Genomic DNA, 24674 nt, shown 5'->3' with positions numbered 1-24674 from the left:
CACAAGGGGTGCGCCCCGCTCGACTCCCAGGAGTGCTTCTTGGCTGTTCTGCCCGACCCCCCGCCCGCTCCCGAGGACGCGTCCGACTGGACGGAGTTCACCGCCAGGCTCCGCGCGCTGCATGAGTGGTGCGGACGGCCCAAGTACCGCGCGCTGTGCGGGCGCAGTCAGGGGCTCTCGCCTGCGGCCGTGTCCACGCTGATCGGCAAGAATCCGCTGACCCGGCCGCCGGAGACGGCCACGGCCCGGTTCGTCGAGGCGTGCCTGCGGTACGGGGAGTGGGCGTCGCCTGAGGAGGAGGCCGCCAGGTGGGCGGCCCGGTGGCGGGTTCTCGACGGCCCCGGCCTCCCGGCGGCGCCGGCGCGGCGGGCGTGGTGGCGGGGCCGGTGGGGGGCGGCTGCCGGCGTCTCCGTCCTGCTGGTGGCGGGGGCGGTCGTGTGGTTCGCCGCCGGGAGCGCGTCCGGGGAGGGGTGCCGGCGGTTGACCGGCACCATCGAGGACATGCGGGCGAAGCGGACGTGGCCGTTCATGTTCCAGTGCCCGAACCGGCCCCGCGTCGGCGTGTACGAGGAGGCGGCGTTCGGCACCGAGGTCGCCGTGCTGGACACCGATCCGAGCTGGTTCATCTGCTGGACGCGCGGCGCCGAGCACCAGGGCGGCAACGACGTCTGGTACTACACGCAGGGCGACCGGGCGACGGGACGGCCCGAGCTGAACGGGTGGGGGTACGTTCCCGCGTCCGATCTGCGGGTCGGCAAGGCGCCCGATCCGGCGATCACGCGGCACTGCTGACCTGGCCTTTCGCTGTTCTGAACGTTCAGAACGGCGTGCGCGGAACCGTCCGGGCGGCCGGTTGTCTAACGTTTCGGGGACACCCCGCACCCCGCGACGAAACCGCCATGGAAAGGGAGACGCGACGGGTGACGGAGCGCGTGAGTTTTCGGATCCTGGGGCCCTTGCGGGCCGGGGTCCAGGGGGAGCCGGTCGATCTCGGTGGGGGGCGTGCCCGGCTGGTGCTGGCGGCGCTCCTCCTCGACGCGGACCGGCCGGTGCCGGTGGACCGCCTTGTGGACGCCGTATGGGGGGACCGGCCGCCGTCCTCGGCCCGCACGCAGATCGCGATCGCCGTGTCGGGGCTGCGGCGCGCGTTCCGGGACGCGGGACGCCCGCACGTGATCGAGACCGTCCGGCCGGGCTACCGGATACCGGCCGAGGCGGCGGCGCTCGACGCGGAGGAGGCGGCGGAGCGGATCGGCGAGGCGCGCCGGGACGTCGCGGCGGGACGGCTGGAGCAGGCCGCCGGGCGCTTCCGGGCGGCGCTGGCGCTGTGGAACGGTCCCGTCCTCGCCGGCCTCGACCGCCCGGTGATCGAGGCGGGGGCGTTGCGCTGGGAGGAGCTGCGGCTGACCGCGATCGAGGAGGCCGCGCACGTGGAGCTCGGCCTCGGCCGCCACCGGGAGCTGATCGGCGAGCTCATCGGGACGGTGGAGGAGCATCCCTACCGGGAGCGGGTACGCGGCCTGCTGATGATGGCGCTGGCGCGGGCCGGCCGGCAGGGCGAGGCACTCGACGTGTACCGGGAGGGGCGCCGCAGGCTGGACGAGGAGCTGGGCCTGGAGCCGGGCCGTGAACTGCGGGAACTCCAGCTGGGGATCCTGCGGGACGATCCGCTGGTGCGTCCGGGCGCGCCCGGCGTGCCGCGGCGGCGGGGCCGTGCGCTGCGGTGGCGGCGCACGTCGGCGCGGGGCGTCCGGTCCTGCTGACGGGAAGGTCCTGCTGACGGGAAAGGCCGCCGGGCGCGCTGCCCGGCGGCCTTCCAGGGGAGGCTAGTCGGCCCACTTGTGGGAGTTCATGAGCTGCCCCTCCCAGAAACTCTCCCGCTTCCCGGCGGGAATGGTGCCCCAGTAGCCGTCGTAACCGGCGAAGTGGTACACCTTCACCTTGCTGTACGAGCCCGTGTAGCCGTTGTTCCAGTACGAGGCGACGAGGAATTTCGGGTTGCACTGGACGTCGCCGCCGCGCCAGTCGGGGTCGTCCCCGTCCCAGGCGCACCTGGTGCCCGTGCCGTTCTTGCCGCTCCAGACGCAGAAGTCGCCCTTGGCGCAGGAGCCCTGCCAGGCGGCGGCGCCGGCCGGCGCGGCCGCCTCGGCCTGTGCGGCGGCGGGCGACAGGACGGCGGCGAGCCCCGCGACGGCGATGCCCGCCACGGTGATCCGGACCTTGTGCACGCCGCCCCCTACTTCGACCACTGGTGCGAGCGGATGGACACGTTCCCCGCGTTGATCGGCTTGGACGTGACGATGACCGGGTCGGAGATCTGGCTCCCGTAGTTCGCGTTCTTGAAGAACCGGACCTTGTTGTACGGGTCGCCGGTGTAGCCGTTGTTCCAGATGCTGTTGACCTTGAACCCGTACGGCCGGCAGCGGATCGCGCCGTCCTGCCAGTCGGGGTCGTCGCCGGTCCAGTTGCAGCGGGTGCCGGTGGCGTTCTTGCCGCTCCACACGCATACGTCGCCCTTCGGGCAGACGCCGTCGGTGGAGGCGGCCAGCGCGGCCGAGGGCGCCAGCGCGGTGACGGCCCCCGCCGTCACGGCGCCGGCCAGCAGCCCGATTCGGATCTTGTGCATTGTCTCCCCGTCCCCCTGCTCAGTGGATCCCGGAGCAGGTCTTGATGGTCTTGCCGTTGACGTCCACGGCCTTGTCGTCGCCGTTGCCGGGCCCGGTCAGGAAGTAGGCCGACACCCAGCCCCGCGTGGCGCCCTGGTCGAGGTCGGTGTAGAGCCACCAGTGGTTGCTGCCGTACTCGCCCTCGTACTTCTGGCCCCACATCTTGCAGAAGACGTAGTTCGAGCCCTGGTACAGGTAGCCGACGCGTTCCCCGCACTTGAGGTAGTTGGGGTTGGCGAACGCCTTGGCGAACGTCCGGACCCACTGCTTGCCGTCGACCGTGGCGTCCGTCCAGCAGGCCGCCTGAGCGCTCGGGTCCGGGCCGTCGGCCTGGGCGGTGGCGCCGGCCGGAACCGTCCCCAGTACGGACGCCGCCGCGAGCGCGCCCACGATGATGCGTCTCTTGTGCATCCCTTTCTCCCCGTTCATGTGGTTGGACGCGGAACACGCTAGAGAGCCCGGTTATCGAACCCTTATCGGCGCGGTGCTGTACGCGCTGCCGACCGGCGACGCCCTGAGCGGCCACACCGAGGACATGCAGGCGGTCGCGTTCAGTCCGGACGGCAGGACCGTGGCCGGCGCGCATCGCGACGACCACAAGGTGCGGCTCCGGAAGGTCCCCTGACGCGCCGGGGCCTCGTTTCGGGAGCGCTGGCCGGGTAGATCGCCTGCGGACGTGCCTTGGGGGAGGGGGCTGCGGGCGGCATGCTGGCGCTGGTCGGGATCTATGCCGTCGCGGCGGTCTGCGTGCCCTGGGCGCTGGGCCGGCACCGGCGGGCCATGGCGTGCGCCGCGGCCGCCGTGCCCGCCGCCACCGCCGCGTGGGCCGCGACCCGGGCCGGGCGGGGGGAGCTGGACACGAGCGTCGTCTGGGCGTCCGACCTGGGGCTCGTGCTCGACTTCCGGGTGGACGCGCTGACCGTGGTGATGCTGCTGCTGGTCGGCGGGGTCGGGGCCGTCGTGCTCTGCTACGCGGGCTGGTACTTCGAGCGGTCCGAGCGGCTGATGACCGGGACGCTGGTCGCGTTCGCGGGGGCGATGACGGGGCTGGTGCTCGCCGACAACCTGCTCGTCCTGTACGTGTTCTGGGAACTGACCACGCTGAGTTCGTTCGTCCTCATCGGGCACACGCGGCCGGACCGGGCCGCGGACCGGCGGGCGGCCACGCAGGCGCTGCTGACGACGACGGCGTTCGGGCTCGTCATGCTCGTCGGCTTCGTGGTGCTCGGGCAGGCCGCGGGGACGTACCGGATCTCGGCGCTGGTCGCGGACCCGCCGGGCGGCGCCGCGGCGCGCGTCGGCGTCGTCCTGGTGCTGCTGGGCGCGTTCGCCAAGTCGGCGCAGGTGCCGCTGCACGCGTGGCTGCCCGCCGCGATGGTCGCGCCGACGCCGGTCAGCGCCTACCTGCACGCGGCGGCGATGGTGAAGGCCGGGGTCTACCTGGTGGCGCGGCTCGCGCCCGGCTTCGCCGGGACGGCCCCGTGGCGGCCCCTGGTGCTGGCGGTCGGGCTGCTGAGCCTGCTGGCGGGCGGCCTCGTCGCCCTGCGGCAGGACGATCTCAAGCGGCTGCTCGCCTACGGGACGATCAGCCAGCTCGGCTTCCTGATCGTCCTGCTGGGGAACGGGACGCGGACGGCGGCGCTGGCCGGCGCGGCTCTCCTGCTGGCGCACGGCCTGTTCAAGGCGCCGCTGTTCCTGACGGTCGGCGCCGTCGAGCACGAGACGGGGACGCGGCGCGCGGACCGGCTGGCGGGCGCGGGACGGCGGCTGCCCGTGCTGGCGGCGGCGGCGACGGCGGCGATCGCGTCCATGATCGGCATTCCGCCGTTCCTCGGGTTCGTGGCGAAGGAGGCGGCGTTCGAGGCGTTCGCGCACGGCGGCCTGGACATCGCCGTCCTCGCCGGGGTGGTGGCGGGGGCGGCGCTGACCGTGGCGTACGGGGCGCGCTTCCTGCACGGCGCCTTCTCCGGCGGGACGGACGACGGCCCCGGCGACCCCTGGGGGCTCGTCGTGCCCGTCGTGCTGCTGGCCGCCGCCGGATTCGGGCTGGGGCTCGTCCCCGGGGCGCTGCAGAAGCTGATCGGGCCCTACGCCGGGACGCTTCCGGCGGGCGGACCCGGCCATGTGCCCGGCCACGAGCTCGCGGTCTGGCACGGGCTCGGGCTGCCGCTCGGGCTGTCGGCGGCCGCCCTCGTGGCGGGCGCCGGGCTGTACGCCGCGTTCGGCCGGACGTTCCCGGGCCGCCCCGCGCGGTGGCGGCTCCCGGACGCGCAGCGCGCCTACGACGCCGTGATCGAGGGGACGATGGCCGGCGCGCACGCGGTGACGAGGCGGCTCCAGACCGGCTCCCTGCCGGTGTACCTCGGCGTGATCGCGCTGACGGTGCTGGCCGTGCCCGGGACGGCCCTCGTCGCCGGCCTGGTCCGCGGCGCGGGGCCGGCGTGGCCGGCGGGCGGGCTCCCGGCCTGGGACGACGCGATGCAGCTCGTCCTGTCCGCGGTGGTGGTCGCCTGCGCGCTGGCGGCGATGTGGGTGCGCAACAGGCTGTCGGCGGTGGTGCTGCTGTCCGGCACGGGGTACGGGACGGCGGGCCTGTTCGTCGTGCACGGCGCACCCGACCTCGCGCTCACCCTCGTGGTCGTGGAGACGCTGTCGCTGATCATGCTCGTGCTGGTGCTGCGGCGGCTGCCGGAGCGGTTCCCGCCGCGCCTCCGCAAGACCGGGACCCGCGTCGCCACGGCGGCGGTCGGCGTCGGCATGGGCGCGTTCGTCGGGCTCTTCCTGACGGTGGCGTCGCTGAGCCGGACCACCGCCCCGGCCGGGCCCGGCTACACCCGTCTCGCCGCGCAGGAGCACACGAAGAACGTGGTGAACCTGATCCTGGTGGACCTGCGCGCGCTCGACACGCTGGGCGAGATCGCGGTGCTGGCCGCGACCGCGATGGGCGTCGCGAGCCTGGTGCTGACCGGGCCGGGGACGCGGCGGAGCCCGCCCGGCGGCGGGGGCGGGCCGGGGGACGGGCCGCTCAGCCGCTGGCTCGCCGCACCCGGCCGCCCTCCGCTGGGCGGCTCCGCGGTGGTGCTGGGCGCGGCGGCGCGGGTGCTGACGCCGACGATCCTGGTGTTCTCGGCGTACCTGTTCTTCGCCGGGCACGGCCGTCCCGGCGGCGGCTTCGTGGGCGGTCTCGTGGCGGGGATGGCGTTCGTCCTGCGGTACCTGCCCGGCGGGCGCCGCGAGCTCGCCACCGCGCTGCCCGTGCGTCCCGCCGTGCTGCTCGGCGCCGGGCTGGGGATCGCGGTCGCGACGGGCGCGGGCGGCTGGGCGTCCGGCGGCGAGTTCCTGAGCTCGGAGCACCTGGGCGGCGCGGTGCCGGTGCTGGGCCGCGTCGAGATCCCCACCAACCTGCTCTTCGACGCGGGCGTCTACCTCCTGGTGCTCGGGCTGGTGCTGACGATCCTCACCACGCTCGGGGCGAGCCTGGAGGAGCCGGACGACCAGGAGACCCCCGAGGAGGGGCCGGCGTGACCGGGCCCGGCCTCGTCCTCGTGGTGGTGGTCGCCGTGCTGTTCGCCGCCGGGTTCGACCTGCTGATGCAGCGGTCCCTCATCCGGATCGTGGTCGGCTTCACGCTGCTCGGGCACGGCGCCAACCTCGTCCTCCTGCTGGCGGGCGGCGGCCCCGGCACGCCGCCGCTGCTCGGCGCGAAGGGTCCCGGGCGCATGGTCGACCCGTTCCCGCAGGCGATGGCGCTGACCGCCATCGTGATCACCTTCGGCGTCACGGCGTTCCTGCTGGCCCTTGCCTACCGGAGCCGGCAGCTGCGCGGCGGCGACGAGGTCGCCGACGACGTCGAGGACCGCCGGATCTGCGCGGAGCGGCGCCGCCGCGAGGAGGAGCCGGACGCCACGCCGCTGGAGGAGCGCAACCCCGGCCCGGAGGACGGCCCGTGAACGTCCTCGTCCCGCTGCCGTTCGCGCTGCCGCTGCTCGGCGCGGCGCTGGCGCTGCTCGCCCGCCGCCGGCGGACCTGGCTGCGGGTCCTCGGGCCGCTGACCGTCGCGGGGGTCGTCGCCGCCGGCGCGGGACTCGTCGCGGCCGTGGCCCGGGACGGCGTGCTCGCCGTCCAGATGGGCGGCTGGGCCGCCCCGCTCGGCATCACGCTCGTCGTCGACCGGCTGTCGGCGCTGCTGCTGGTGGTGTCCGGCGCGGTGCTGCTGGCGATCATGCTGCACGCGGTGGGGGAGGGCGCCGGCGGGCTCGGCGGGCACGAGCCCGGCGTGTTCTACCCCGCCTACCTCACGCTGACGGCCGGGGTCGGCCTGGTCTTCCTCGCCGGGGACCTGTTCAACCTCTTCGTCGCGTTCGAGGTCATGCTCGCGTCGAGCTACGTCCTCATGACGCTGACGCCGACCGGGGAGCGGGTGCGGGCCGGGATGACCTACACCGTGGTCAGCCTCACGTCCTCCATCCTCTTCCTCACCTCGCTCGGCCTGACCTACGCGGCGGCGGGCACGGTGAACCTCGCCGACCTGTCGATGCGCGCCGCGGACCTGCCCGGCGCCACCCGGACGGCGCTCGGCCTGCTGTTCCTGGCGGTGTTCGGGATCAAGGGCGCGATCGTGCCCATGCACCTGTGGCTGCCCGACAGCTACCCCGCCGCGCTCACCAAGATCACCGCGGTGTTCGCGGCGCTGCTGACGAAGGCCGCCGTGTACTCGCTCATCCGGGTCGAGACGCTGGTGTTCCCGCGCGAGCACGGCTCCCGGGTCATGCTCGTCCTCGCCGCCGGGACGATCGTCGTCGGCACCCTCGGCGCGCTGACGCACGACGACATCCACCGGGTGTTCTCGTTCATCCTCGTCGGCCACATCGGCTACATGCTGTTCGGCCTCGCCCTGTTCGACGTGGCGGGCCTCACCGGAGCGATCCTCTACCTCGTCCACCACATCGTCGTGCAGGCGACGCTCTTCCTGGTCAGCGACCTCGTCCAGGGGCGGACGGGGGAGACGTCGCTGCACCGGCTCGGCGGGCTCGCGGGCCTGTCGGCGTTCATCGCCGTGCTGTTCTTCGTTCCCGCCATGAGCGTCAGCGGCGTGCCGCCGACCTCGGGTTTCGTCGCCAAGCTCGCGCTGTTCCAGGCCGGCGCCGGCGCGGGGAGCGTGCTCGCCTACGCGGTGACGGGGGTGGCCGTGCTGGGGAGCGTCCTCACCCTCATGGCGATGAGCCGCATCTGGACGCTCGGGTTCTGGCGCCCCCGCCCGGCGGAGGCCGGCGAGCCGCCCGCCGCCGAGTCGTACACGCCGGGCGGCGTGCGGCTCATGCAGTCCGTGACCGCCGTCCTGGTCGTCGCGGGCCTGCTCATCGCCGTGTTCGCCGGCCCGCTCGCGGCCTGGAGCCGGCGGGCCGCGAGCGACCTGATCGACCGGAGCGCCTACCGGCACGCCGTCCTGGACGGGGGGAGCCCGTGAACACCGCCGCGCGCCGCATCGGATCCCGGCTGGTCATGGCCGCCTGGCTGTTCGCGGTGTGGCTGATGCTCTGGGGACGGGTCGGCCCGCTCATCGCGGCCGGCGGCGTCGCCGTCGTCGCCTCCGCCTTCGCGGTGAGCCGGCCGCCGGCCGCCCCGGCGCTGCGCCGGGTCCGGCCGCTGTGGTTCGCCGCGGCGCTGCTGGAGTTCGCCTGGGACCTGCTCGTCTCCAGCCTGATCATCGGCCGGCACGCCCTGTACCGGCCGGGCCGGGTGCGCGGCGCGATCGTCGAGGTCGACGCGCGGACCCGCTCCGAGCTCATCCTGCTGGCCGTCACGACGAGCATCTCGCTGCGTCCCGGCACCCTCCTGGTCGACCCCGACTGGGACCGGCACATCCTGCGCATCCACGCCATGCCCGTCCGCTCCCAGCGGGAGGCGGACGCCGCGCGCGACGGCGTGCTCCGCACCGAGGAGAGGCTGATGCGCGCCCTCGTGACCGCCGAGGACACCCCCGGACAGGACGAACCCACCAGGGAGGACCGATGAGCATCGTCTACGCCGCGGCCTTGGCGCTGCTGGGCGCCGCGTTCCTGATGACGGGGGCGCGGCTCGTCCGCGGCCCGTCCACGTTCGACCGCATCATGGCGCTGGACGTCCTGGCCGTCCTGCTGGTGAGCGGCATCGCGGTGCACACGGCCGTCGTCGGGGAGACCGCCAACACCACGGTCCTCGTGGTCATCGCGCTGATGGGCTTCGTGGGATCGGTCGGCGCGGCGCACCTGGCGGCGGCGCGGGCGGAGCGGCGGGACCGGGCGTGAGCGCCGCCGACGCCGTCAGCGCCGTCCTGCTGCTCGCCGGATCCGGGTTCTGCGCCGTCGGCGCGCTCGGCATGCTCCGCTTCCCGGACCTGCTCGCCCGGCTGCACGCGGCGACGAAGCCGCAGACGATCGGGCTCCTGCTCGTCCTCGCCGGGCTGGCGCCGCAGACCGGGTCGGTGTCGTCGGCGACGCCGCTGCTGCTCATCGCCGTCTTCCAGCTGATCACCGCGCCGGTGACCGCCCAGACGATCGCCGGCGCCGCCTACCGCGCCGGCGTCGTCGACCCCGCCGCCCTCGCCCTGGACGAGACCGACCGCACGACCTGACCGGGTCAGTTCCGGGAGGCGCCGCGGGCGAACATGCCGGAGCAGCCCCAGCCGAGGCCGATGGCCACGGCGCCGATGGCGGCGAACACGCCGAGGGCCGCCACGTCCAGTACCGCCAGGAGGGCGATGACGAGGCCGTAGAGGACGGTGAAGGCGAAGAGGGCCTGCCGGGCGATGTTCTTGTTCATGGCCATAATCCTGCTGTGACCGGCGGGGCAGTAGTATCCACCGGTCGGTGGACACGAGGGGTACGGGGGACATGGCCGAGCCGGTGGCGCGGGCGGAGAACGTCTGGCGGCGCTCGTATCCGCTGTGGGACGCCTATTTCGCGATGGTGCTGGTCGGGACCATCGCCGCGACGGCCGCCGACTCGGCGCCGCCCGGCCGGCGAGGGGCGGCGATCGCGCTGCTCGTCCTGCTGAGCGTGGCGTACGCGGCGATCGGGCGGCCGGCGCTGCGCTCGCCGGAGGTGCCGCGGCCCGGCTGCAGGATCTACGCCGTCGCGCTGGTCTGCATGTTCGTGCCCGCGACGCTCCTCGCGCCGGTGACGGCGACGGGCCTGGCCGCGCTGGCGCCGCAGGTCTACATGATCTTCGGGGCGGCGCGCGGGTTCGCGCTGATGCTCGTCCTGCTCGCCGGGCCGGTCGGGCGGGGGCTGGCGCAGTCCGGGGCGGGCACCGCGGCGACGGCCGTGATCGTCGCGGCGGGCATCGCGTGCAGCGGGCTGCTCGCGGTGTTCATCGGGCGGATGGGCCACCAGAACCACGAGCGGATGCGGCTCATCGAGGAGCTGGACCGGACGCGCGGCGAACTGGCCGAGGTCAGCCGCGAGGCGGGCGTGCTCGCCGAGCGGGAGCGGCTCGCCCGCGACATCCACGACACGATCGCGCAGGGGTTCACGTCCATCACGATGCTGGTGCAGGCGGCGGAGGCCGAGGTCGGGCGGAACCGGCACCTGGAGCTGGCCCTGCGGGCGGCGCGCGAGAACCTGGCCGAGACGCGGGGCCTGGTCGCCGCGCTGGCGCCGCCCGCGCTGGACGGCAGCTCGCTGGTGGAGGCGCTGCGGCGGATGGCCCGCGACTTCGACCTCCCGGTCGACCTGGCCGTCGAGGGCGAGCCGCGGCCCCTGGACGCCGTGGAGGTCGTCCTGCTGCGGGTGACGCAGGAGGCCCTCGCCAACGTCCGCAAGCACGCCGCCGCGACGGGGGTACGGGTGCGGCTGGAGTACGGGGAGCCCGTGCGGCTGAGCGTCGCCGACGACGGGCGCGGGTTCGCGCCGGAGGAGGTCGAGCGGGGGTTCGGGCTGCGCGGCATGCGGAGCCGCGTCGAGCAGGCCGGCGGGACGTTCACCGTCGCCGGCGGCGACGGGACCAGAGTCGAGGTGGAGATCCCGTGCTCCGCGTGATGATCGTCGACGACCACCCGATCGTCCGGGAGGGGCTGCGCGGGATGCTCGCCGCCGAACCGGACATCGAGGTGGCGGCGGAGGCCGCATCCGGGGACGAGGCCGTCGCGCTGGTGCCCCGCGTCGCCCCGGACGTCGTCCTGATGGACCTGCGGATGCCGTCCGGGGACGGCGTGAGCGCGATCGAGCGCCTGCCCGGCCACCGGATCCTCGTGCTGACGACGTTCCGGGACGACGCCGACATCGTCCGCGCGATCGAGGCGGGCGCGGCGGGCTACCTGCTGAAGGACGCGTCGCGCGCCGACCTCGCCGCGGCCGTCCGGGACGTCGCGGCGGGCCGCCGCGTCCTGTCGCCCGAGGTGTCGGCGCGGCTGACGGCGGTGGCCGCGGCTCCCGCCCCGCCGGCCCTGTCGGCGCGCGAGGCGGAGGTCCTCGTCCTCGTCGCGGAGGGCCTCACGAACGCCCAGATCGGCGAGCGCCTCTACATAGGCCAGGCGACGGTGAAGACGCACATGCTGCGCATCTTCGCCAAACTAGGCGTCTCCGACCGCACCGCGGCCGTGATGGCCGCGATGCAGCACGGCATCATCACCACCCCCTGACCCCGCGTCGGCTCACTCCGCGGTGGCGGGGGTCTCGCCTGCCTCGAACTCTGCGAGTAGGTCCTCTTCGGTGGCGCCGCGGCGCCAGTAGCCGGTGAAGGAGACGGCGCGGCGGTCCAGGCCGCGCTCCTTCACCAGGTGCCGGCGCAGGGCCTTGACCACGGCGGACTCGCCCGCGATCCACGCGTACGCGCCGCCGGGGATCTCCGCGTCGCGGACGGCGTCCAGCACGGTTCCGGGGGAGACCCAGGTGATCTCCGTGTCGGCGGCGGTGGGCAGGTCCTGCCGGTCCTCGGCGTGCGGGACGTCGATCCAGACCTGGGCGGGCGTCCCGGCGGGCAGCCAGGCGAGGTTCCCGGCGATGGCGGGCAGCGCGGTCAGGTCGCCCGCGATGACGACGGGGGAGCCGGGCGGCGGCCGGAAGTCGTAGCCGCCGTTGTCGGGGCCGGTCGGGCCGAGGATGGTGACGCGGTCGCCCGCGCGGGCCGCCGCGGCCCACCGGGCGGCCGGTCCGGACGAGCCGTCGGCGTGCAGCGCGAAGTCGACGTCCAGTTCGCCGGGCCGGTGGTCGCGGACGGTGTAGGACCGCATGATGCCGCGCTCGGCCGGGTCCAGGGCGCGCCAGTCGGCGAACCACGTGTCGCCGTCGCTGTTCTCCGGCATGACGGGCGCGTCCTGGTGCGGGTGCGGCAGGAACAGCTTGAAGCGCTGGTCGCGGCCGGCGGTGGCGAAACCGTCCAGGGCCGTCCCGCCGAAGGTGACGCGGACCATGGACGGCCCGAGCCGTTCGGACCGGAGGACGTGCAGGTCGAAGAACGCGTACGGGTGGGTGGGGGTGGCCATCGTGCCGCCTTTCAACCGGTCTTCTTCGCGGAGTTCAGGGCCGTGGCGACCGCTTCGAGGAGCGGCGCGCAGCCCTCGTAGGAGAAGCGGGGCTCCGGCTGCCACGGGACGACCTGGCCGGCCTTCACCGCGGGCAGGTCCTTCCAGGACGGCTTGGAGCCGAGGTCCTTCGGCTGGAGCGCCTGCGTGCGGGAGTCGAGCATGATGACGTCGGCCTTGTACTTGTCGGCGTTCTCCCAGCTCAGGTTCTCGAAGTAGCCGTTCTTGTCGAGGTTGTCCGGGACGATCAGCTCGACGCCGAGTTCCTTGTAGTAGATGAGGTCGGTGTTCATGTCCGGGCTGGACGCGTAGAACAGGTCGGGGCTCGCGGACGCGGCGAGGACCTTCAGGCCCGGCTTGGCCTTGGCCGCCGCGCGCACGGCCTCGGCGGCCTTCTCGAACCGGGCCTTGGCTGCGGTGACCTTCGCCGACTTCAGGTCGGCGCCGAGGGCGGCGGCGAGCGCGGCGGTCCGCTCGATCGGCTTCGGCAGGGCGACGGCGCCGGCGGAGATCGCGACGCTCGGGGCCAGCGCGTAGATCTTGTCCTTGCTCTCCGCGGGGACGTAGAACAGCTCGCCCGGCAGGAACATGTTGTCGACGAGCAGGTCGGGGCGGAGCGCGGCGTACTTCTCGATGTTGAACTCGCCGAACGCGTTGCCGATGATCTCCAGCCGGCCGACGGGCAGGTTCCCCGCCTGCGGGTCGGGCCCGCCGTCCTTGAGCTTCGTCGGGCCGAACACGCCGACGATCTGCTCGTCGATGCCGAAGTCGTGGAGGGCGGCGGCGGTGGCGGAGTAGCCGACGATCCGCCGCGGCCGCCGCTGGAGACCGATCTTCGTGCCGCGGTCGTCGGTGAACGTCCAGGCGCCGCCGGCGGGGGAGGCGGCGCCGCCCGCGCCGTCGTCGCCGCCGCACGCGCTGATCAGCGCTCCGAGGGCGAAGGCGCCGCCGGCGCCCAGGACGGCGCGGCGGGTGAGGGGACGAGCACCGGTCTTCGACATGCGGACTTTCTCCCAAATCAACTACGGTGGCCGGTTAGTGGGCCGATGAGAACTTAGGTTAACCTAACCTAAGATCTTGTCGAGAGGGGGCCCGCCAGGTGCTGTCGACCAAGCCGCCGCCGCTCGCGGAGCGGCCGGCCGCGCGATCCCGCCGCGGTCCGCGGCAGGCGGCCGGGCTCCTCGGCGGGGTCCTGTTCCTGCTCGCGGCCATCGCGCTCAGCCTCGCGGTCGGCGCGAAGCCGCTGTCGCTCGGGCAGGCGTGGGACGGCCTGTTCCACGCCGACTCGGCCGCGTACACCGTCGTCCACGACATGCGCCTGCCGCGCACGCTGCTCGGGCTGCTCGCCGGGGTGTCGCTCGGGCTGGCCGGCGCGGTGATGCAGGCGCTGACCCGCAACCCGCTCGCCGACCCGGGGCTCCTCGGCATCAACGCGGGCGCGTCCGCCGCCGTCGTGTCGGCGATCTCGTTCCTCGGCGTCACCTCGTTCACCGGCTTCGTGTGGTTCGCGTTCGCGGGCGCCGGAGCCGTCGCGGTGCTGCTCTACGCGGTGGGCGGCGGGCGCGGCGCCACCCCCGCGCGGCTCGTGCTCGCCGGGGCCGCGCTGAACGCCGCCCTCTTCTCGTACGTGAGCGCCGTGCAGTTGCTGGACACCGCGTCCCTCGACCGGATGCGCTTCTGGACGGTCGGCTCCCTCGCCTCCGCGCAGGGCTACACCGTCGTCCGCGTCGCGCCGTTCGTCGCCGTCGGCGCGGTGCTCGCGCTGCTGCTCGCCCGCCCGCTGAACGCGATGGCGATGGGCGAGGACGCGGCCCGCGCGCTCGGCGCCGCCCCCGGGCGCGCCCGGATCACCGCGATCGCCGCGGTCACCCTGCTGTGCGGCGCCGCGACGGCCGCCTGCGGGCCGATCGTCTTCGTCGGGCTGATGGTGCCGCACCTCGTCCGCGCGCTGACCGGCCCCGACCTGCGGCGGCTGCTGCCGTACTGCGCGGTCCTGTCGCCCGCGCTGATGCTGGCGGCGGACGTCCTCGGCCGCGTCGTCGTCCGCCCGTCCGAGCTCCAGGTGGGCATCGTGATGGTCGTCGCGGGCGGGCCGCTGTTCCTGTACTTCGTCCGGCGGCCGCTGAGCAGGGCGGTGACCTCGTGAGCCGCGCGCCGCGCTTCGCCGTCGTCCGGACGCCGTCCGGCCCGTCCTTCCGGTTCCGCCCGCGCGCGCTCGCCGTCGCGGCGGCCTGCCTGGCGGTGGCGCTCGGGACGGGCGTCCTCCTCATCGGCAGCGGCGACTTCCCGATGAGCCCCGCCGAGGTCGTCCGCACCCTGCTCGGGCGGGGCGCGCCCGCCGACTCGCTGATCGTCAACCAGATCCGGCTGCCGCGCGCGGCGGCGGCGCTCGCCGTCGGCGCCGCGCTCGGCCTCGCGGGCGCGATCTTCCAGTCGCTGACCCGCAACCCGCTCGGCAGCCCGGACATCCTCGGGTTCAGCCAGGGCGCGGCGAGCGGCGTCCTCGCGGTGATCGTGCTGACCGGCGGCGGCACCGCCGCGGTCGCGGCCGGCGCGGCGGGCGGCGGGCTGCTCACCGGCCTGGTCGTGTGGGCGGTCGCGGGACGGCACGGCGCGCACGGGCAGCGGCTCATCCTCGTCGGCATCGGCGTCGCGGCGATCCTCACCGGCGTGAACGGCTACCTGCTCACCCAGGCGCACATCACGGACGCGGCCCGCGCCGTGCTGTGGCTGACCGGCAGCCTCGACGGCCGCGACTGGGCCGACACCGCGCCCGTGCTGGCGGCACTCGCCGTCCTCGGGCCGCTGGTCATGGTGGGCTGCGGCCGGGCGCTGCGGATGCTGGAGATGGGCGACGACGCGGCGCACGGCCTCGGCGTCCCCATCGAGCGGGTCCGGCTGGTCATGCTGGCCGCGGCCGTGCTGCTCACCTCGCTCGCCGCGGCGGCGGCCGGTCCGGTCGCGTTCGTCGCGCTGACCGCGCCGCAGCTCGCCCGGCGCCTCACCCGCACGACCGGCCCCAACCTGCTGCCCGCGATGTGCATGGGGGCGGCGCTGCTGGTCGCCGCCGACTGGGTCGCGCAGCGCGCCTTCCCCGGGCACCAGCTCCCGGTCGGCGTCGTGACCGGCCTCCTCGGCGGCGGGTACCTGGTCTGGCTCCTCGTGACCGAACGCAAGACGGGACGGATCTGAATGAAGGATTCTCTGAGCACGGGCGCGCGGCTCGCCGGCGCCCGGCTGACGCTGGCCTACGACAAGCGCACCGTCGCCGAGGACCTCGACGTGGCCGTCCCGGACGGCTCGTTCACGGTCATCGTGGGACCGAACGCGTGCGGCAAGTCGACGCTGCTCCGGGCGCTCGCCCGGATCCTGAGGCCGGCGGACGGGGCGGTCGTCCTCGACGGCCGGCCCATCGCGGACTGGCCCGCCAAGAGGCTCGCCCGGACGCTCGGGCTGCTGCCGCAGTCGTCCATCGCGCCGGAGGGCATCACGGTCGCCGACCTGGTGTCGCGCGGCCGGTACCCGCACCAGAGCCTGCTGCGGCAGTGGTCGCGCGAGGACGAGCGCGTCGTGGCCGAGTCGATGGCCGCGACCGGCGTCGGGGACCTCGCCGACCGGCACGTGGACGAGCTGTCGGGCGGGCAGCGGCAGCGGGTGTGGATCGCGATGGCGCTCGCCCAGCAGACCCCGATCCTGCTGCTGGACGAGCCGACGACCTACCTCGACATCGCCCACCAGATCGAGGTCCTCGACCTGTGCGCGCGGCTGCACGAGGAGGGCCGCACGGTCGTCGCCGTCCTGCACGACCTCAACCACGCCGCCCGCTACGCCACGCACATGATCGCCATGCGGGACGGCCGGATCGCCGCCGAGGGCGGCCCGGCCGAGGTCGTCACGGCGGAACTGGTCGAGGAGGTGTTCCGGCTGCCGTGCCGGGTGATCGACTGCCCGGAGACCGGGACGCCGCTCGTCGTCCCGGCGGCGCGCGCCCGCGTCCCCGCCCTGACCTGATCCGGAAAATCGTTGTAGGCTTACAATGTTTGTACGCCTACAACGATCGGAGCCCGGTGCCCGAGCTGAGCCGCCGCCGCAGAATGCTCGTGCTCGCGATCTGCTGCATGAGCCTCCTCATCGTCAGCCTCGACAACACGATCCTCAACGTCGCGCTGCCCACGCTCCAGCACGACTTCCGCAGCTCGCTGTCCGGCCTGCAGTGGACGATCGACGCGTACCTGATCGTCCTCGCGTCGCTGCTGATCCTGTCCGGCTCGACCGCCGACCGGATCGGCCGCCGCCGGGTGTTCCAGACCGGGCTCGTGCTGTTCGTCGCCGGGTCGGTGCTGTGCAGCCTCGCGCCGTCCCTCGGCTGGCTCGTCGGCGCCCGCGTCGTGCAGGCGGTCGGCGGGTCGATGCTCACCCCGGTCGCCATGTCGATCATCACGAACGTGTTCACCGAGCCGCGCGAACGGGCCCGCGCCATCGGCGTCTGGGGCGCCGTCGTCGGGCTCAGCATGGCGATGGGGCCGCTCGTCGGCGGGCTGCTCGTCGACTCCGTCGGCTGGCGGTCGATCTTCTGGCTGAACGTGCCGATCGGCCTCGCCGCGCTCGCGCTGACCGCGCTGTTCGTGCCCGAGTCGCGCGCCGCGCGCCCGCGCCGCCCGGACCCGCTCGGCCAGGGCTTCATGATCGTGCTGCTCGGGACGCTGACGTACGCGATCATCGAGGCGCCCGGCCGCGGCCCCGGCGACCCGGCCGTCTACGGCGCCGCGCTGCTCGCCGCCGCGTCCCTGGCCGGGTTCGTCCGGCACGCGCTCCGCACCCCCGAACCGCTCGTCGACCTGCGCTTCTTCCGCAGCGTCCCGTTCTCGGGCGCGACGCTCATCGCCGTCGCCAGCTTCGCGGCGCTCGGCGGGTTCCTGTTCGTCACCACGCTCTACCTGCAGAACATCCGGGGGCTGTCCGCGCTGCACGCCGGGCTGTACCTGCTGCCGATGGCCGCGATGACCGCCGTGACGTCCCCGCTGTCGGGACGGCTCGTCGGCGGCCGCGGCCCGCGGCTGCCGCTGCAGATCTCCGGGGCGACCATGCTGGCCAGCGGCCTGCTGCTCGCCGGGTTCGACGCCGAGACGCGGAACGCCACGCTGTTCGCCTCCTACATGCTGTTCGGCATCGGCTTCGGCATGGTGAACTCGCCGATCACCAACACGGCCGTGTCCGGGATGCCGCGCGCCCAGGCCGGCGTCGCCGCCGCGATCGCCTCCACCAGCCGGCAGATCGGGCAGGCCCTCGGCGTCGCGGTGATCGGCGCGGTGCTCGCCGCCGGGACGTCCGGCGCGCCGGGCGCGGACGCCTTCGTGGCCGCCGCCCGCCCGGCATACTGGATCCTGACCGGATGCGCCGCCGCCGTCCTCGTACTCGGCACGGTCACCACCGGCCGGCGGGCCGCGCGCACCACCGCGCGCGTGTCCGGGCTGTTCGACGCCGGCGAGCCGGCCCCGGACCACCGTGCCCCTGACCACCGTGCCCCAGACCGCCCTGTGAAGGGAGCGAGCCCCCGATGACCGAGCCGGCCGCCGAGCCGTCCGCGCCCGCCGATGTGGCGGGCCGCGCCTGGCGCAACCTGGGGATCGTGTTCCACGAGCGCAACGACCGGCGCCGCGAGGTCACCGAGGCGCTCGGCATGAGCTTCTTCCGGGTCAAGGCGCTGCGCCGCATCGCGGCCGCCGCGACGCCGCTCACGCTGCGCGACGTCGCCGAACTCCTGCTCACCGACCGCCCCTACGCCACCGTCGTGGTGGACGACCTGGTCGGCCGCGGCCTCGTCGAGCGGACCCCGAACCCGGCCGACCGGCGCGCCAAGCTCGTGACCGCGACCGGGCCGGGCCGCGCCGCGGCGGCGGAGGCCGAGCGCATCCTCGCCACCCCGCCGCCGTCGCTGTACGACCTCCCGGCCGAGGACCTCGCCGTCCTCGACCGGATCGCCGCCCACCTCCTCGCCGGGTCCTAGGCGCCGGACGGGACCTTGTAGGTCTCGGCCGCCTCGGACTCCTGCGGCGCCCGCTCGACGACCATGCCGCCCAGCGCCTTCGCGTCCGTCCGCAGGATGTAGGTCTTGCGGGTGCCGGGCTCGGCCACCTTCGAGAAGTCCATCGGCGTGCCGTAGCCGCCGTCGTGCGCGGTGGTCGACCGGTGCGCGGCGATCAGGCCCTCCCGGGTGAGGTCCTTGGCGTCGCACGCCTTCTTCAGCGCGTCCGCGAAGATCACGGCGCCGGTGTAGCCGTTGACGACCGCGCTGTCGCGCGGCTGCCCCGGGTACTTCTTGCCGTAGTCGTCCGCCAGCTTCTTGATCAGCGGCAGGTCGGAGGAGATCGGCGCACCGGCGCTGGCGAGGTAGAAGCCCTTCAGCAGCGCGGGCGCCGCCGGGGTCTGCAGCAGCTGCGGGGAGAACCCGGAGTTGCTCGCCACGATCGGCGCCGTGATCCCCTTGGCCCGCGCGACGCCCGCGAGCGACGCCGACTGCTTCGGCCCGGCGCTCATCAGGATCGCCTTCACGCCGGCGTCCTTCAGCGCCGAGACCTGCGCGGTCATGTCGTTGTCGGTCGCCTTGATCTTCTGCTCGACGATCGTCAGGCCGAGCTTGCCCGCCGCGTACTCGGACCCGGCGAGCGCGCTCTCGCCATAGTCGCCCTCGAAGTACACGTGCCCGACCTTGTCGCCCTTCTCGATCCCCTTCTCCTTGGTGAGGAAGTCCAGGGCGTTGATCATGTCGACGTCGTAGGTCGTGCCGGTGACCTGGATGTACTTGTTGCCGAGCAGCGTCGTCGCCCACGCGTTCGGGATCACGAACATCTTGTCGGAGGTGATCCGCTGCTTGAGCGCCGTCACCATCGGCGACCCGACGAACTGGGCGAGGCCGATGACGCTCGACTGCATCTCGCTGTACCCGGAGACCGCCTTCTGCACGTCGTAGCCGTGGTCGCGGACGACCAGCTCGACCTTGCGGCCGCAGATCCCGCCCTCCGCGTTGACCTGCTCGAAGTACAGCTGCTGCGCCTGGGTGAGGCTCTTGCCGAGCGGCGCGTACACGCCGGTGAGGTCGGTCGCGGCCCCGACGCGGATCGTGTCGTCGGTGACGCCGGGGCCGGTCTTGACGCCGTCCTTGCCGGTGCCGCCGGACTCGCCGGTCGCCTTGCCGCTGCAGCCGGTCGCCATGCTCAGCGGCAGCGCGAGCGCCAGGGCGGCGACCGCCGTGAGGCGTGCCGTTCGGTTCATGTCGGTTGCTCCTCTTGTTCTAGTCGGGTGAGGGGACGGGCGGCCCGGCGCCGGGCCGCGGCCGAGCGGAGCCGCGGCCACATCCCGGCCAGGCCGCCGGGAAGGAACAGGACGACGGCGACGACGGCGGCGCCGTACAGGATCCGGGCGGCCTCGGCGGGGGAGACCCCGCCGGAGCCCGGCGCGGCGACGAGCGGCAGGTCGTCGCCGAAGCGGGTGAGGAGCTGCGGCAGGACGGAGACGAACACCGCGCCCGCGACGGCGCCGGCGGCGGTGCCGAGCCCGCCGATGACGATCATGGCGAGGTAGTCCAGGGACAGGAACATGCCGAAGTAGTCCGGGACGGTCCGCCGGAACGCCAGCGCGAGCAGCGCCCCGGCCGCCCCCGCGTACATCGACGACAGCACGAACACCCCGGCCCGGTACCGCGCCACCGGCACGCCCATCACCGCCGCCGCCGTCTCGTGGTCGCGGATCGTGTTCATCGCCCGCCCCGGCCGGCCGCGCAGGATGCCGCGCGCGATCCACGCCGCCGGGATCAGCAGCAGGACGGCGAGGAACCACAGCCGCTCCAGCGCGCCGAGCGGCACGTTGAACAGCACCAGCTCGGGGGAGTCGTCGAACCGGAACCCGGCCACCACCAGCGGCGGGACGTCCCGGCCGTTGAACCCGCCGGTGACGCCCTCGGCGTTGAACAGCACGTGCTGCCCGATGAAGATCAGCGCGAGGGAGGCGATGCCGAGGTAGACGCCGCGCAGCCGTCCGGCGATGGGGCTGAACAGGCCGCCCGCGATCCCGGCGAGGACGATCGCGCCGAGGAACGCCAGCGGCGTCGGCAGCCCGAGCCCCGCCGCGTGCGGCCCCGGGTCGGACGCCAGGTACACGTACCCGTAGGCGCCGACCGCGAGGAAGAACGCGTGCCCCATCGACAGCTGCCCGGTCGCGCCGGTCAGCAGGTTCAGGCCGATGGCGCCGATCGCCGCCGACATCGCGAACAGGCCCGTCTGCAGCCAGAACGCGTCCAGGTAGAAGGGCATGGCGAGCAGGACCAGGGTTCCCCCGGTCGCGGCGGCCAGCCGGAGCGCACGGTCAGACACGCGACAGCTCCCTCGTCCCGAACAGCCCGGCCGGGCGGACCAGCAGCACGGCGAGCATCACCAGGAACGGCGCCACCTCGCCGATGCCGCGCCCCATGAACGCGAGGTCGCCCTGGTAGCCGGTCACCAGCGACTCGGTGAGCCCGACGACGAGGCCGCCGACGAGCGCGCCCGTCGTGGAGTCGAGCCCGCCGAGGATCGCGGCCGGGAACGCCTTCATCGCCGCGAACGACGTGCTGCGGTCCAGGCCCGGCGTGGGGAACACGGTCAGGAACAGCGCCGCGACCGCCGCGAGGGCGCCCGCGACCGCCCACGCGGCCAGCGAGACGCGGGTCAGCCGGACGCCCATCAGCGCGGCCGTCTCCCCGTCCTCGGCGGCCGCCCGCATCGCCACGCCCCACGAGGTGTAGCGGAACGCCAGCAGGAACGCCGTGATCAGCAGGGACGCGACGACGAACGCGGCGATGCGGGTCTGCGCGATGCCGACGCCCGCCACGTCGACGATCTCGTCCTGCCAGGGGTCGCCCATGGACAGGACCTGCGTGCCGATCTCCCGCGTCAGCGCGGTCGTCAGCACGATGTCGACGCCGATCGTGACGATCGCGAGCACCGCGTGGTTCTCGACGCGGGCGCGGCGCAGCACCAGCAGTTCGACCAGCGCGCCCGCGGCCGCGGCGGCGGCGATGCCCGCGCCGAGCGCCGGCAGGAAGCCGATGTCGTCGTGCAGGACCGCCGTCACGTAGCCGCCGGCGAGCAGCAGCGACGCGTGCGCGAAGTTGACCACCTCGGTGGCCTTGAAGATGATCACGAAGCCGAGGGCGATCAGCGCGTACACCGATCCCGCCGAGACCCCGTTGACCACCAGCTCGATGAACGTGCTCAAGGGTTTCCCTCCGAATCCGCGGGCTGCCGCGGCTCGTGCGCGGCGCCGAGGTAGGCGCGGATCACGGCCGGGTCCCGCTGCACCCGCTCCGGCTCGCCGCCCGCGATGCGCCGGCCGAAGTCGAGGACGGTGACCTCGTCGGCCAGCCGCATGACCATCCCCATGTCGTGCTCGACGAGCAGGACCGAGACGCCGAGGTCGGCGCGGACGCGCCCGATGACCTCCGCCATCCGCTTGCGCTCCGCGCCGTTCATCCCGGCCACGGGCTCGTCCAGGAGCAGCAGCCGGGGTTCCATCGCGAGGGCGCGGGCCAGCTCGACCCGCTTCTGGACGCCGTAGGACAGCAGCCCGACGGGCGCGTCCAGGTGCTCGCCGACGCCGACGAACCGGGCGATGTCGCGGACCCGCGCCCGGTGCCGGGCGTCCTCGCGGCGCGCCCGCGGCAGCCGCAGCCCCGCCGACGCGAACCCGGCCCGGGTGAGCCGGTGCCGCCCGAGCATCAGGTTGTCCTCGACGGACAGGTGCCGCGACAGCGCGATGTTCTGGAACGTCCGGGCCACGCCGAGGCCGGCGATCCGGTGCGGCGGCAGCGAGGTCAGCTCCGCGCCGCCGAACCGGACGCTGCCCGCGCTCGCCCGGTACACCCCGGACAGCACGTTGAAGCACGTCGACTTGCCCGCCCCGTTCGGCCCGATGACCGCGTGGACGCTGCCCGCCGCGACGGTGAACCCGACCGCGTCCAGCGCGGTCAGCCCCGCGAACCGCACCGTGAGCCCGTCGACCACCAGCTCGCCCGTCTCCTGTGGGCGGGCGACCTCCGACGCCCCCCGTTTCGCCTCGCTCATCCGGCCCACCGCTCCAGCGACGGCGGCGGCGCCGAGTCGTCCCCGCCCTCGTCGTCCCCGCCGCCGACGCCGAGGTACCGCCGCCGGACCTCGTCGCTCGCGGCCAGCTCCGCCGACGGCCCGTGCAGCGTCACCGCGCCGACCTCCAGCACGTGCGCGGACGACGACAGCTCCAGCGCCAGCGCGGCGTTCTGCTCGATCAGCAGGATCGCGGTGCCCTGCAGGTTGATCTCCCGGACGGTCTCGGCGATCCGCTCGGCCATCAGCGGCGCGAGGCCGAGCGTCGGCTCGTCGAGCAGCAGCACCGACGGGCACGCCATCAGCGCCCGCCCGATGGCGAGCATCTGCTGCTCGCCGCCGGACAGCAGCCCGGCCCGCTGCCGGGCCCGCTCGGCGAGCACCGGGAACAGCTCCAGCACCCGCCCGCGCGCCTTGGCGGCCGCGCCGCGGGCGGGCGCCCCGAGCGCGCCCGCCCGCAGGTTCTCCTCCACGCTGAGCCGGCCGAACACCCGCCGCCCCTCCGGGACCTGCACCACCCCGGCCGCCACGACGGTGGCCGGATGCAGCCCGATGAGGGACCGGTCGCCGAGCCGGACCGCGCCGGTGTCCACCGCCCCGCGGTGGAACGGCAGCGTGCCCGAGATCGCCCGGAGCAGCGTCGTCTTGCCCGCCCCGTTCGCGCCGAGCACGGCCGTGACCGAGCCCGCCGGGACGTCCAGCGAGACGCCCCGCAGGGCCCGCACCGCGCGCCCGTAGCTCACCGACAGATCGCGGACCACGAGGGTCCCGTTCGTCATTCGCCCCTCCAGAAGTTCGTGTGGCGGGCAGCCCAGCACGGGCCGCCGACCTGCGTCCACAGCCCGCGGGCAAGACGTGGCGGGGGTCCAATCGAACGTCGTTCGGGTTGTGCGGCGAGCACAGTCGCCGCGAAGTTCGGCCTTCGGTGGGCGTGCGTGCGTATGTCCCGTCATGAGGGAGACCGCGCGGAATCTTCAGCGACGGTGGCGGGCCGGAGCGGCCGTCGCGGCGGCGCTCGCGCTGACGGGCGCGTGCCAGTTCGAACCGCGGCCGGCGGTGCCCGGGGAGGCCCGTCCGGCCGCGCAGGGCGCACCCGCCGGGACGGGTTCGCCCACCCGGCCGAGCAGGTTCGACGAGACCGGGTTCCAGGAGGACGTGCGGGCGGCCGAGACGACGACGGACGACTTCTGGCGCCGGCACTGGGACGGGCTGTTCACCGGCTCCTACGACTCACCCCGCGTTGTGGGCCTGTACAACGGGCGCGATCCGCGGTCGGCGCCGTTGTGCGGCAAGGACAGGCTGGAGCGCGACAACGCGGCGTACTGCCCCTCCGGCGACTACGTGGCGTGGGACGCCCACCTGATGCGCTCCGGCTACGCGCGCGGCGACGCGTGGGTGTACCTGGTGATCGCGCACGAGTGGGGGCACGCGATCCAGGCGAGGCTCCGGCGGGGCCTGGTGTCGTCCGCCGCCGAACTCCAGGCCGACTGCCTGGCGGGGGCCGTCCTCTACGGCTCGTCCGACGACGGCGCGCTGCGGTTCGAGGACGGCGACGAGCAGGAACTCGTGGACGCCTTCCAGGTCATCGGAGACAAGGCCCCCTGGACGAAACCCGGCGACCACGGCTCGGCCGTTCAGCGCCTGCGCAGCTTCTCGCGCGGCGGCGAGAACGGCGTGCGGGCCTGCTTCAGCTGACGCGGGACGGCCCCGCTGGCCATCATGGAGTCATGGCCGCCGACATGGTCGTCGTCGAGGGCGACCGCCACACCACCGTCATGCTGTCCGGCGAGATGGACCGGGCGGCATGCCCTGCCGTCCAGCGGCGGTTGCGGGAGCTGCCGCACCGCCCCCTCCTCCTCGACTTCTCCGGGGTCTCCTTCATCGACGTGGACGGGTTGCGCATGGTCCACGAGTGCGCGCGCGGCTGCAAGGCCGAGGGCACGGCCCTGGCCCTGGTGGGCGTGAGCCCTTTCACGGCCAGGCTGTTCCGGATCCTCGGCCTGGACGAGCTGATTCCCCTCTGCCGCTCGACGGAGGAGGCGCTGTGGTGCCTCTTCCCCCGCACGGACGACGAGATCAGGGACTGGCTCACCGGCTGAGGTGACGCTCCACCGATTCGACCTTGGCGTCCAAGGCGCCCGTGACACCAGGGCGGATGTCGGCCTTCAACACGAGCCCCACCCTGGGCGCTCGCGCGGCCACCGCCTCGGTGGCGTCCTTGACCACGGCCATCACCTCGTTCCATTCACCTTCGATGGTGGTGAACATGGCGTCGGTGCGGTTGGGGAGCCCGCTGTCGCGCACCACCCGGACGGCTTCCGCGACGAGTTCGCCGACCTCCTCGCCCACGCCGAGCGGGGTCACCGAGAACGCGACGAGCATCGAGCACCT

Annotated in this window: 30 protein-coding genes; 18 read left to right on the top strand and 12 right to left on the bottom strand. The window is 74.3% G+C overall.

What is annotated here, in order from left to right; translation table 11 throughout:
• Positions 1-39: 39 nt before the first annotated feature.
• Positions 40-792 carry a hypothetical protein gene (locus ACA511_RS18055; RefSeq protein ID WP_375025504.1) on the top strand — a complete coding sequence of 251 codons (753 nt, stop codon included), beginning with the start codon at positions 40-42 and terminating at the stop codon, positions 790-792.
• 128 nt (positions 793-920) lie between these two features.
• Positions 921-1763, top strand: a complete 843-nt coding sequence (locus tag ACA511_RS18050) for a BTAD domain-containing putative transcriptional regulator (RefSeq protein WP_375025503.1) — start codon at positions 921-923, stop codon at positions 1761-1763.
• Positions 1764-1826: 63 nt separating this feature from the next.
• Here ACA511_RS18050 and ACA511_RS18045 read toward each other — a convergent pair whose 3' ends face one another.
• Genes ACA511_RS18045 through ACA511_RS18035 form a run of 3 tightly spaced genes read right to left on the bottom strand, consistent with a single transcriptional unit; the run spans position 1827 to position 3077 of the window.
• On the bottom strand, positions 1827-2249 hold the full coding sequence (locus ACA511_RS18045; protein WP_375025502.1) for a peptidase inhibitor family I36 protein: 423 nt from the start codon (positions 2247-2249) through the stop codon (positions 1827-1829).
• Complete coding sequence (locus ACA511_RS18040) at positions 2237-2626, bottom strand: peptidase inhibitor family I36 protein (RefSeq protein ID WP_375025501.1); 390 nt, start codon at positions 2624-2626, stop codon at positions 2237-2239. Before ACA511_RS18040 ends, ACA511_RS18045 begins: the two co-directional genes overlap by 13 nt.
• A 19-nt stretch (positions 2627-2645) precedes the next feature.
• A complete protein-coding gene (locus ACA511_RS18035) occupies positions 2646-3077 on the bottom strand; it encodes a hypothetical protein (protein WP_375025500.1) in 432 nt (143 codons plus the stop codon).
• A gap of 73 nt (positions 3078-3150) precedes the next feature.
• Between ACA511_RS18035 and ACA511_RS18030 the strand changes: the two genes are divergently transcribed.
• Genes ACA511_RS18030 through mnhG form a run of 7 tightly spaced genes read left to right on the top strand, consistent with a single transcriptional unit; the run spans position 3151 to position 9279 of the window.
• Positions 3151-3291, top strand: a complete 141-nt coding sequence (locus ACA511_RS18030; RefSeq protein ID WP_375025499.1) for a hypothetical protein — start codon at positions 3151-3153, stop codon at positions 3289-3291.
• A 56-nt stretch (positions 3292-3347) separates the two neighbouring features.
• Complete coding sequence (gene mbhE / locus ACA511_RS18025) at positions 3348-6191, top strand: hydrogen gas-evolving membrane-bound hydrogenase subunit E (protein ID WP_375025498.1); 2844 nt, start codon at positions 3348-3350, stop codon at positions 6189-6191.
• Complete coding sequence (locus ACA511_RS18020) at positions 6188-6616, top strand: Na(+)/H(+) antiporter subunit C (protein ID WP_375025497.1); 429 nt, start codon at positions 6188-6190, stop codon at positions 6614-6616. The genes mbhE and ACA511_RS18020 overlap by 4 nt, the downstream gene beginning before the upstream one ends.
• Complete coding sequence (locus tag ACA511_RS18015; protein ID WP_375025496.1) at positions 6613-8133, top strand: Na+/H+ antiporter subunit D; 1521 nt, start codon at positions 6613-6615, stop codon at positions 8131-8133. Before ACA511_RS18020 ends, ACA511_RS18015 begins: the two co-directional genes overlap by 4 nt.
• Positions 8130-8681 carry a Na+/H+ antiporter subunit E gene (locus ACA511_RS18010; RefSeq protein WP_375025495.1) on the top strand — a complete coding sequence of 184 codons (552 nt, stop codon included), beginning with the start codon at positions 8130-8132 and terminating at the stop codon, positions 8679-8681. The genes ACA511_RS18015 and ACA511_RS18010 overlap by 4 nt, the downstream gene beginning before the upstream one ends.
• Positions 8678-8953 (top strand): monovalent cation/H+ antiporter complex subunit F, encoded by a 276-nt coding sequence (locus ACA511_RS18005; protein WP_375025494.1) that lies wholly within the window; start codon positions 8678-8680, stop codon positions 8951-8953. Before ACA511_RS18010 ends, ACA511_RS18005 begins: the two co-directional genes overlap by 4 nt.
• The gene (mnhG, locus tag ACA511_RS18000; protein WP_375025493.1) at positions 8950-9279 is read left to right on the top strand and encodes a monovalent cation/H(+) antiporter subunit G; all 330 of its coding nucleotides are present in this window, start codon (positions 8950-8952) and stop codon (positions 9277-9279) included. The genes ACA511_RS18005 and mnhG overlap by 4 nt, the downstream gene beginning before the upstream one ends.
• Positions 9280-9284: 5 nt before the next feature.
• Here the strand turns inward: mnhG and ACA511_RS17995 are convergent, their stop codons facing one another.
• Entirely contained in the window at positions 9285-9467 is a 183-nt protein-coding gene (locus tag ACA511_RS17995; protein ID WP_375025492.1) for a hypothetical protein, read from the bottom strand.
• Positions 9468-9514: 47 nt separating this feature from the next.
• Between ACA511_RS17995 and ACA511_RS17990 the strand changes: the two genes are divergently transcribed.
• Together ACA511_RS17990 and ACA511_RS17985 are read left to right on the top strand one after the other, a co-directional pair.
• Positions 9515-10684: a sensor histidine kinase gene (locus ACA511_RS17990; protein WP_375025491.1), complete on the top strand. Its 1170-nt coding sequence runs from the start codon at positions 9515-9517 to the stop codon at positions 10682-10684.
• On the top strand, positions 10672-11286 hold the full coding sequence (locus ACA511_RS17985) for a response regulator (RefSeq protein ID WP_375025490.1): 615 nt from the start codon (positions 10672-10674) through the stop codon (positions 11284-11286). Before ACA511_RS17990 ends, ACA511_RS17985 begins: the two co-directional genes overlap by 13 nt.
• Positions 11287-11298: 12 nt before the next feature.
• On the opposite strand, the gene ACA511_RS17980 is transcribed toward ACA511_RS17985, so the two are convergent.
• Positions 11299-12129, bottom strand: a complete 831-nt coding sequence (locus ACA511_RS17980) for a siderophore-interacting protein (protein WP_375025489.1) — start codon at positions 12127-12129, stop codon at positions 11299-11301.
• A gap of 11 nt (positions 12130-12140) precedes the next feature.
• On the bottom strand, positions 12141-13169 hold the full coding sequence (locus ACA511_RS17975) for an ABC transporter substrate-binding protein (RefSeq protein WP_375025488.1): 1029 nt from the start codon (positions 13167-13169) through the stop codon (positions 12141-12143).
• A gap of 98 nt (positions 13170-13267) precedes the next feature.
• Here ACA511_RS17975 and ACA511_RS17970 point away from each other — a divergent pair, with 98 nt between their 5' ends.
• Genes ACA511_RS17970 through ACA511_RS17950 form a run of 5 tightly spaced genes read left to right on the top strand, consistent with a single transcriptional unit; the run spans position 13268 to position 18175 of the window.
• Complete coding sequence (locus ACA511_RS17970; RefSeq protein WP_375025487.1) at positions 13268-14314, top strand: FecCD family ABC transporter permease; 1047 nt, start codon at positions 13268-13270, stop codon at positions 14312-14314.
• A complete protein-coding gene (locus ACA511_RS17965) occupies positions 14311-15360 on the top strand; it encodes a FecCD family ABC transporter permease (protein WP_375025486.1) in 1050 nt (349 codons plus the stop codon). The genes ACA511_RS17970 and ACA511_RS17965 overlap by 4 nt, the downstream gene beginning before the upstream one ends.
• Positions 15361-16179 carry an ABC transporter ATP-binding protein gene (locus tag ACA511_RS17960; RefSeq protein WP_375025485.1) on the top strand — a complete coding sequence of 273 codons (819 nt, stop codon included), beginning with the start codon at positions 15361-15363 and terminating at the stop codon, positions 16177-16179.
• 29 nt (positions 16180-16208) lie between these two features.
• Positions 16209-17729 carry an MFS transporter gene (locus ACA511_RS17955; RefSeq protein ID WP_375025483.1) on the top strand — a complete coding sequence of 507 codons (1521 nt, stop codon included), beginning with the start codon at positions 16209-16211 and terminating at the stop codon, positions 17727-17729.
• A complete protein-coding gene (locus ACA511_RS17950) occupies positions 17726-18175 on the top strand; it encodes a MarR family winged helix-turn-helix transcriptional regulator (protein ID WP_375025482.1) in 450 nt (149 codons plus the stop codon). Before ACA511_RS17955 ends, ACA511_RS17950 begins: the two co-directional genes overlap by 4 nt.
• On the opposite strand, the gene ACA511_RS17945 is transcribed toward ACA511_RS17950, so the two are convergent.
• Genes ACA511_RS17945 through ACA511_RS17925 form a run of 5 tightly spaced genes read right to left on the bottom strand, consistent with a single transcriptional unit; the run spans position 18172 to position 23062 of the window.
• Positions 18172-19440, bottom strand: coding sequence for an ABC transporter substrate-binding protein (locus tag ACA511_RS17945; protein WP_375025481.1), 1269 nt, complete (start codon positions 19438-19440; stop codon positions 18172-18174). The genes ACA511_RS17950 and ACA511_RS17945 overlap by 4 nt on opposite strands.
• Positions 19437-20537 (bottom strand): branched-chain amino acid ABC transporter permease, encoded by a 1101-nt coding sequence (locus ACA511_RS17940; protein ID WP_375025480.1) that lies wholly within the window; start codon positions 20535-20537, stop codon positions 19437-19439. The genes ACA511_RS17945 and ACA511_RS17940 overlap by 4 nt, the downstream gene beginning before the upstream one ends.
• Positions 20530-21420, bottom strand: coding sequence for a branched-chain amino acid ABC transporter permease (locus ACA511_RS17935; RefSeq protein WP_375025479.1), 891 nt, complete (start codon positions 21418-21420; stop codon positions 20530-20532). The genes ACA511_RS17940 and ACA511_RS17935 overlap by 8 nt, the downstream gene beginning before the upstream one ends.
• Positions 21417-22265, bottom strand: coding sequence for an ABC transporter ATP-binding protein (locus ACA511_RS17930; protein WP_375025478.1), 849 nt, complete (start codon positions 22263-22265; stop codon positions 21417-21419). The genes ACA511_RS17935 and ACA511_RS17930 overlap by 4 nt, the downstream gene beginning before the upstream one ends.
• Positions 22262-23062, bottom strand: coding sequence for an ABC transporter ATP-binding protein (locus ACA511_RS17925; RefSeq protein ID WP_375025477.1), 801 nt, complete (start codon positions 23060-23062; stop codon positions 22262-22264). Before ACA511_RS17925 ends, ACA511_RS17930 begins: the two co-directional genes overlap by 4 nt.
• Positions 23063-23234: 172 nt before the next feature.
• On the opposite strand from ACA511_RS17925, the gene ACA511_RS17920 reads away from it, so the two are divergent.
• Together ACA511_RS17920 and ACA511_RS17915 are read left to right on the top strand one after the other, a co-directional pair.
• Complete coding sequence (locus tag ACA511_RS17920) at positions 23235-23978, top strand: hypothetical protein (protein WP_375025476.1); 744 nt, start codon at positions 23235-23237, stop codon at positions 23976-23978.
• Positions 23979-24010: 32 nt separating this feature from the next.
• Positions 24011-24382: an STAS domain-containing protein gene (locus tag ACA511_RS17915; RefSeq protein WP_375025475.1), complete on the top strand. Its 372-nt coding sequence runs from the start codon at positions 24011-24013 to the stop codon at positions 24380-24382.
• Here ACA511_RS17915 and ACA511_RS17910 read toward each other — a convergent pair.
• A complete protein-coding gene (locus ACA511_RS17910) occupies positions 24372-24665 on the bottom strand; it encodes an MTH1187 family thiamine-binding protein (protein WP_375025474.1) in 294 nt (97 codons plus the stop codon). The genes ACA511_RS17915 and ACA511_RS17910 overlap by 11 nt on opposite strands.
• Between the last annotated feature and the right edge of the window lie 9 nt (positions 24666-24674).

The sequence above is a fragment of the Actinomadura sp. GTD37 genome (genome assembly GCF_041951365.1).
Classification (GTDB): Bacteria; Actinomycetota; Actinomycetes; order Streptosporangiales; family Streptosporangiaceae; genus Spirillospora.
The sequence above is the reverse complement of the archived record's forward strand: the minus strand, read 5'-3'. Positions and strand labels throughout refer to the sequence as shown.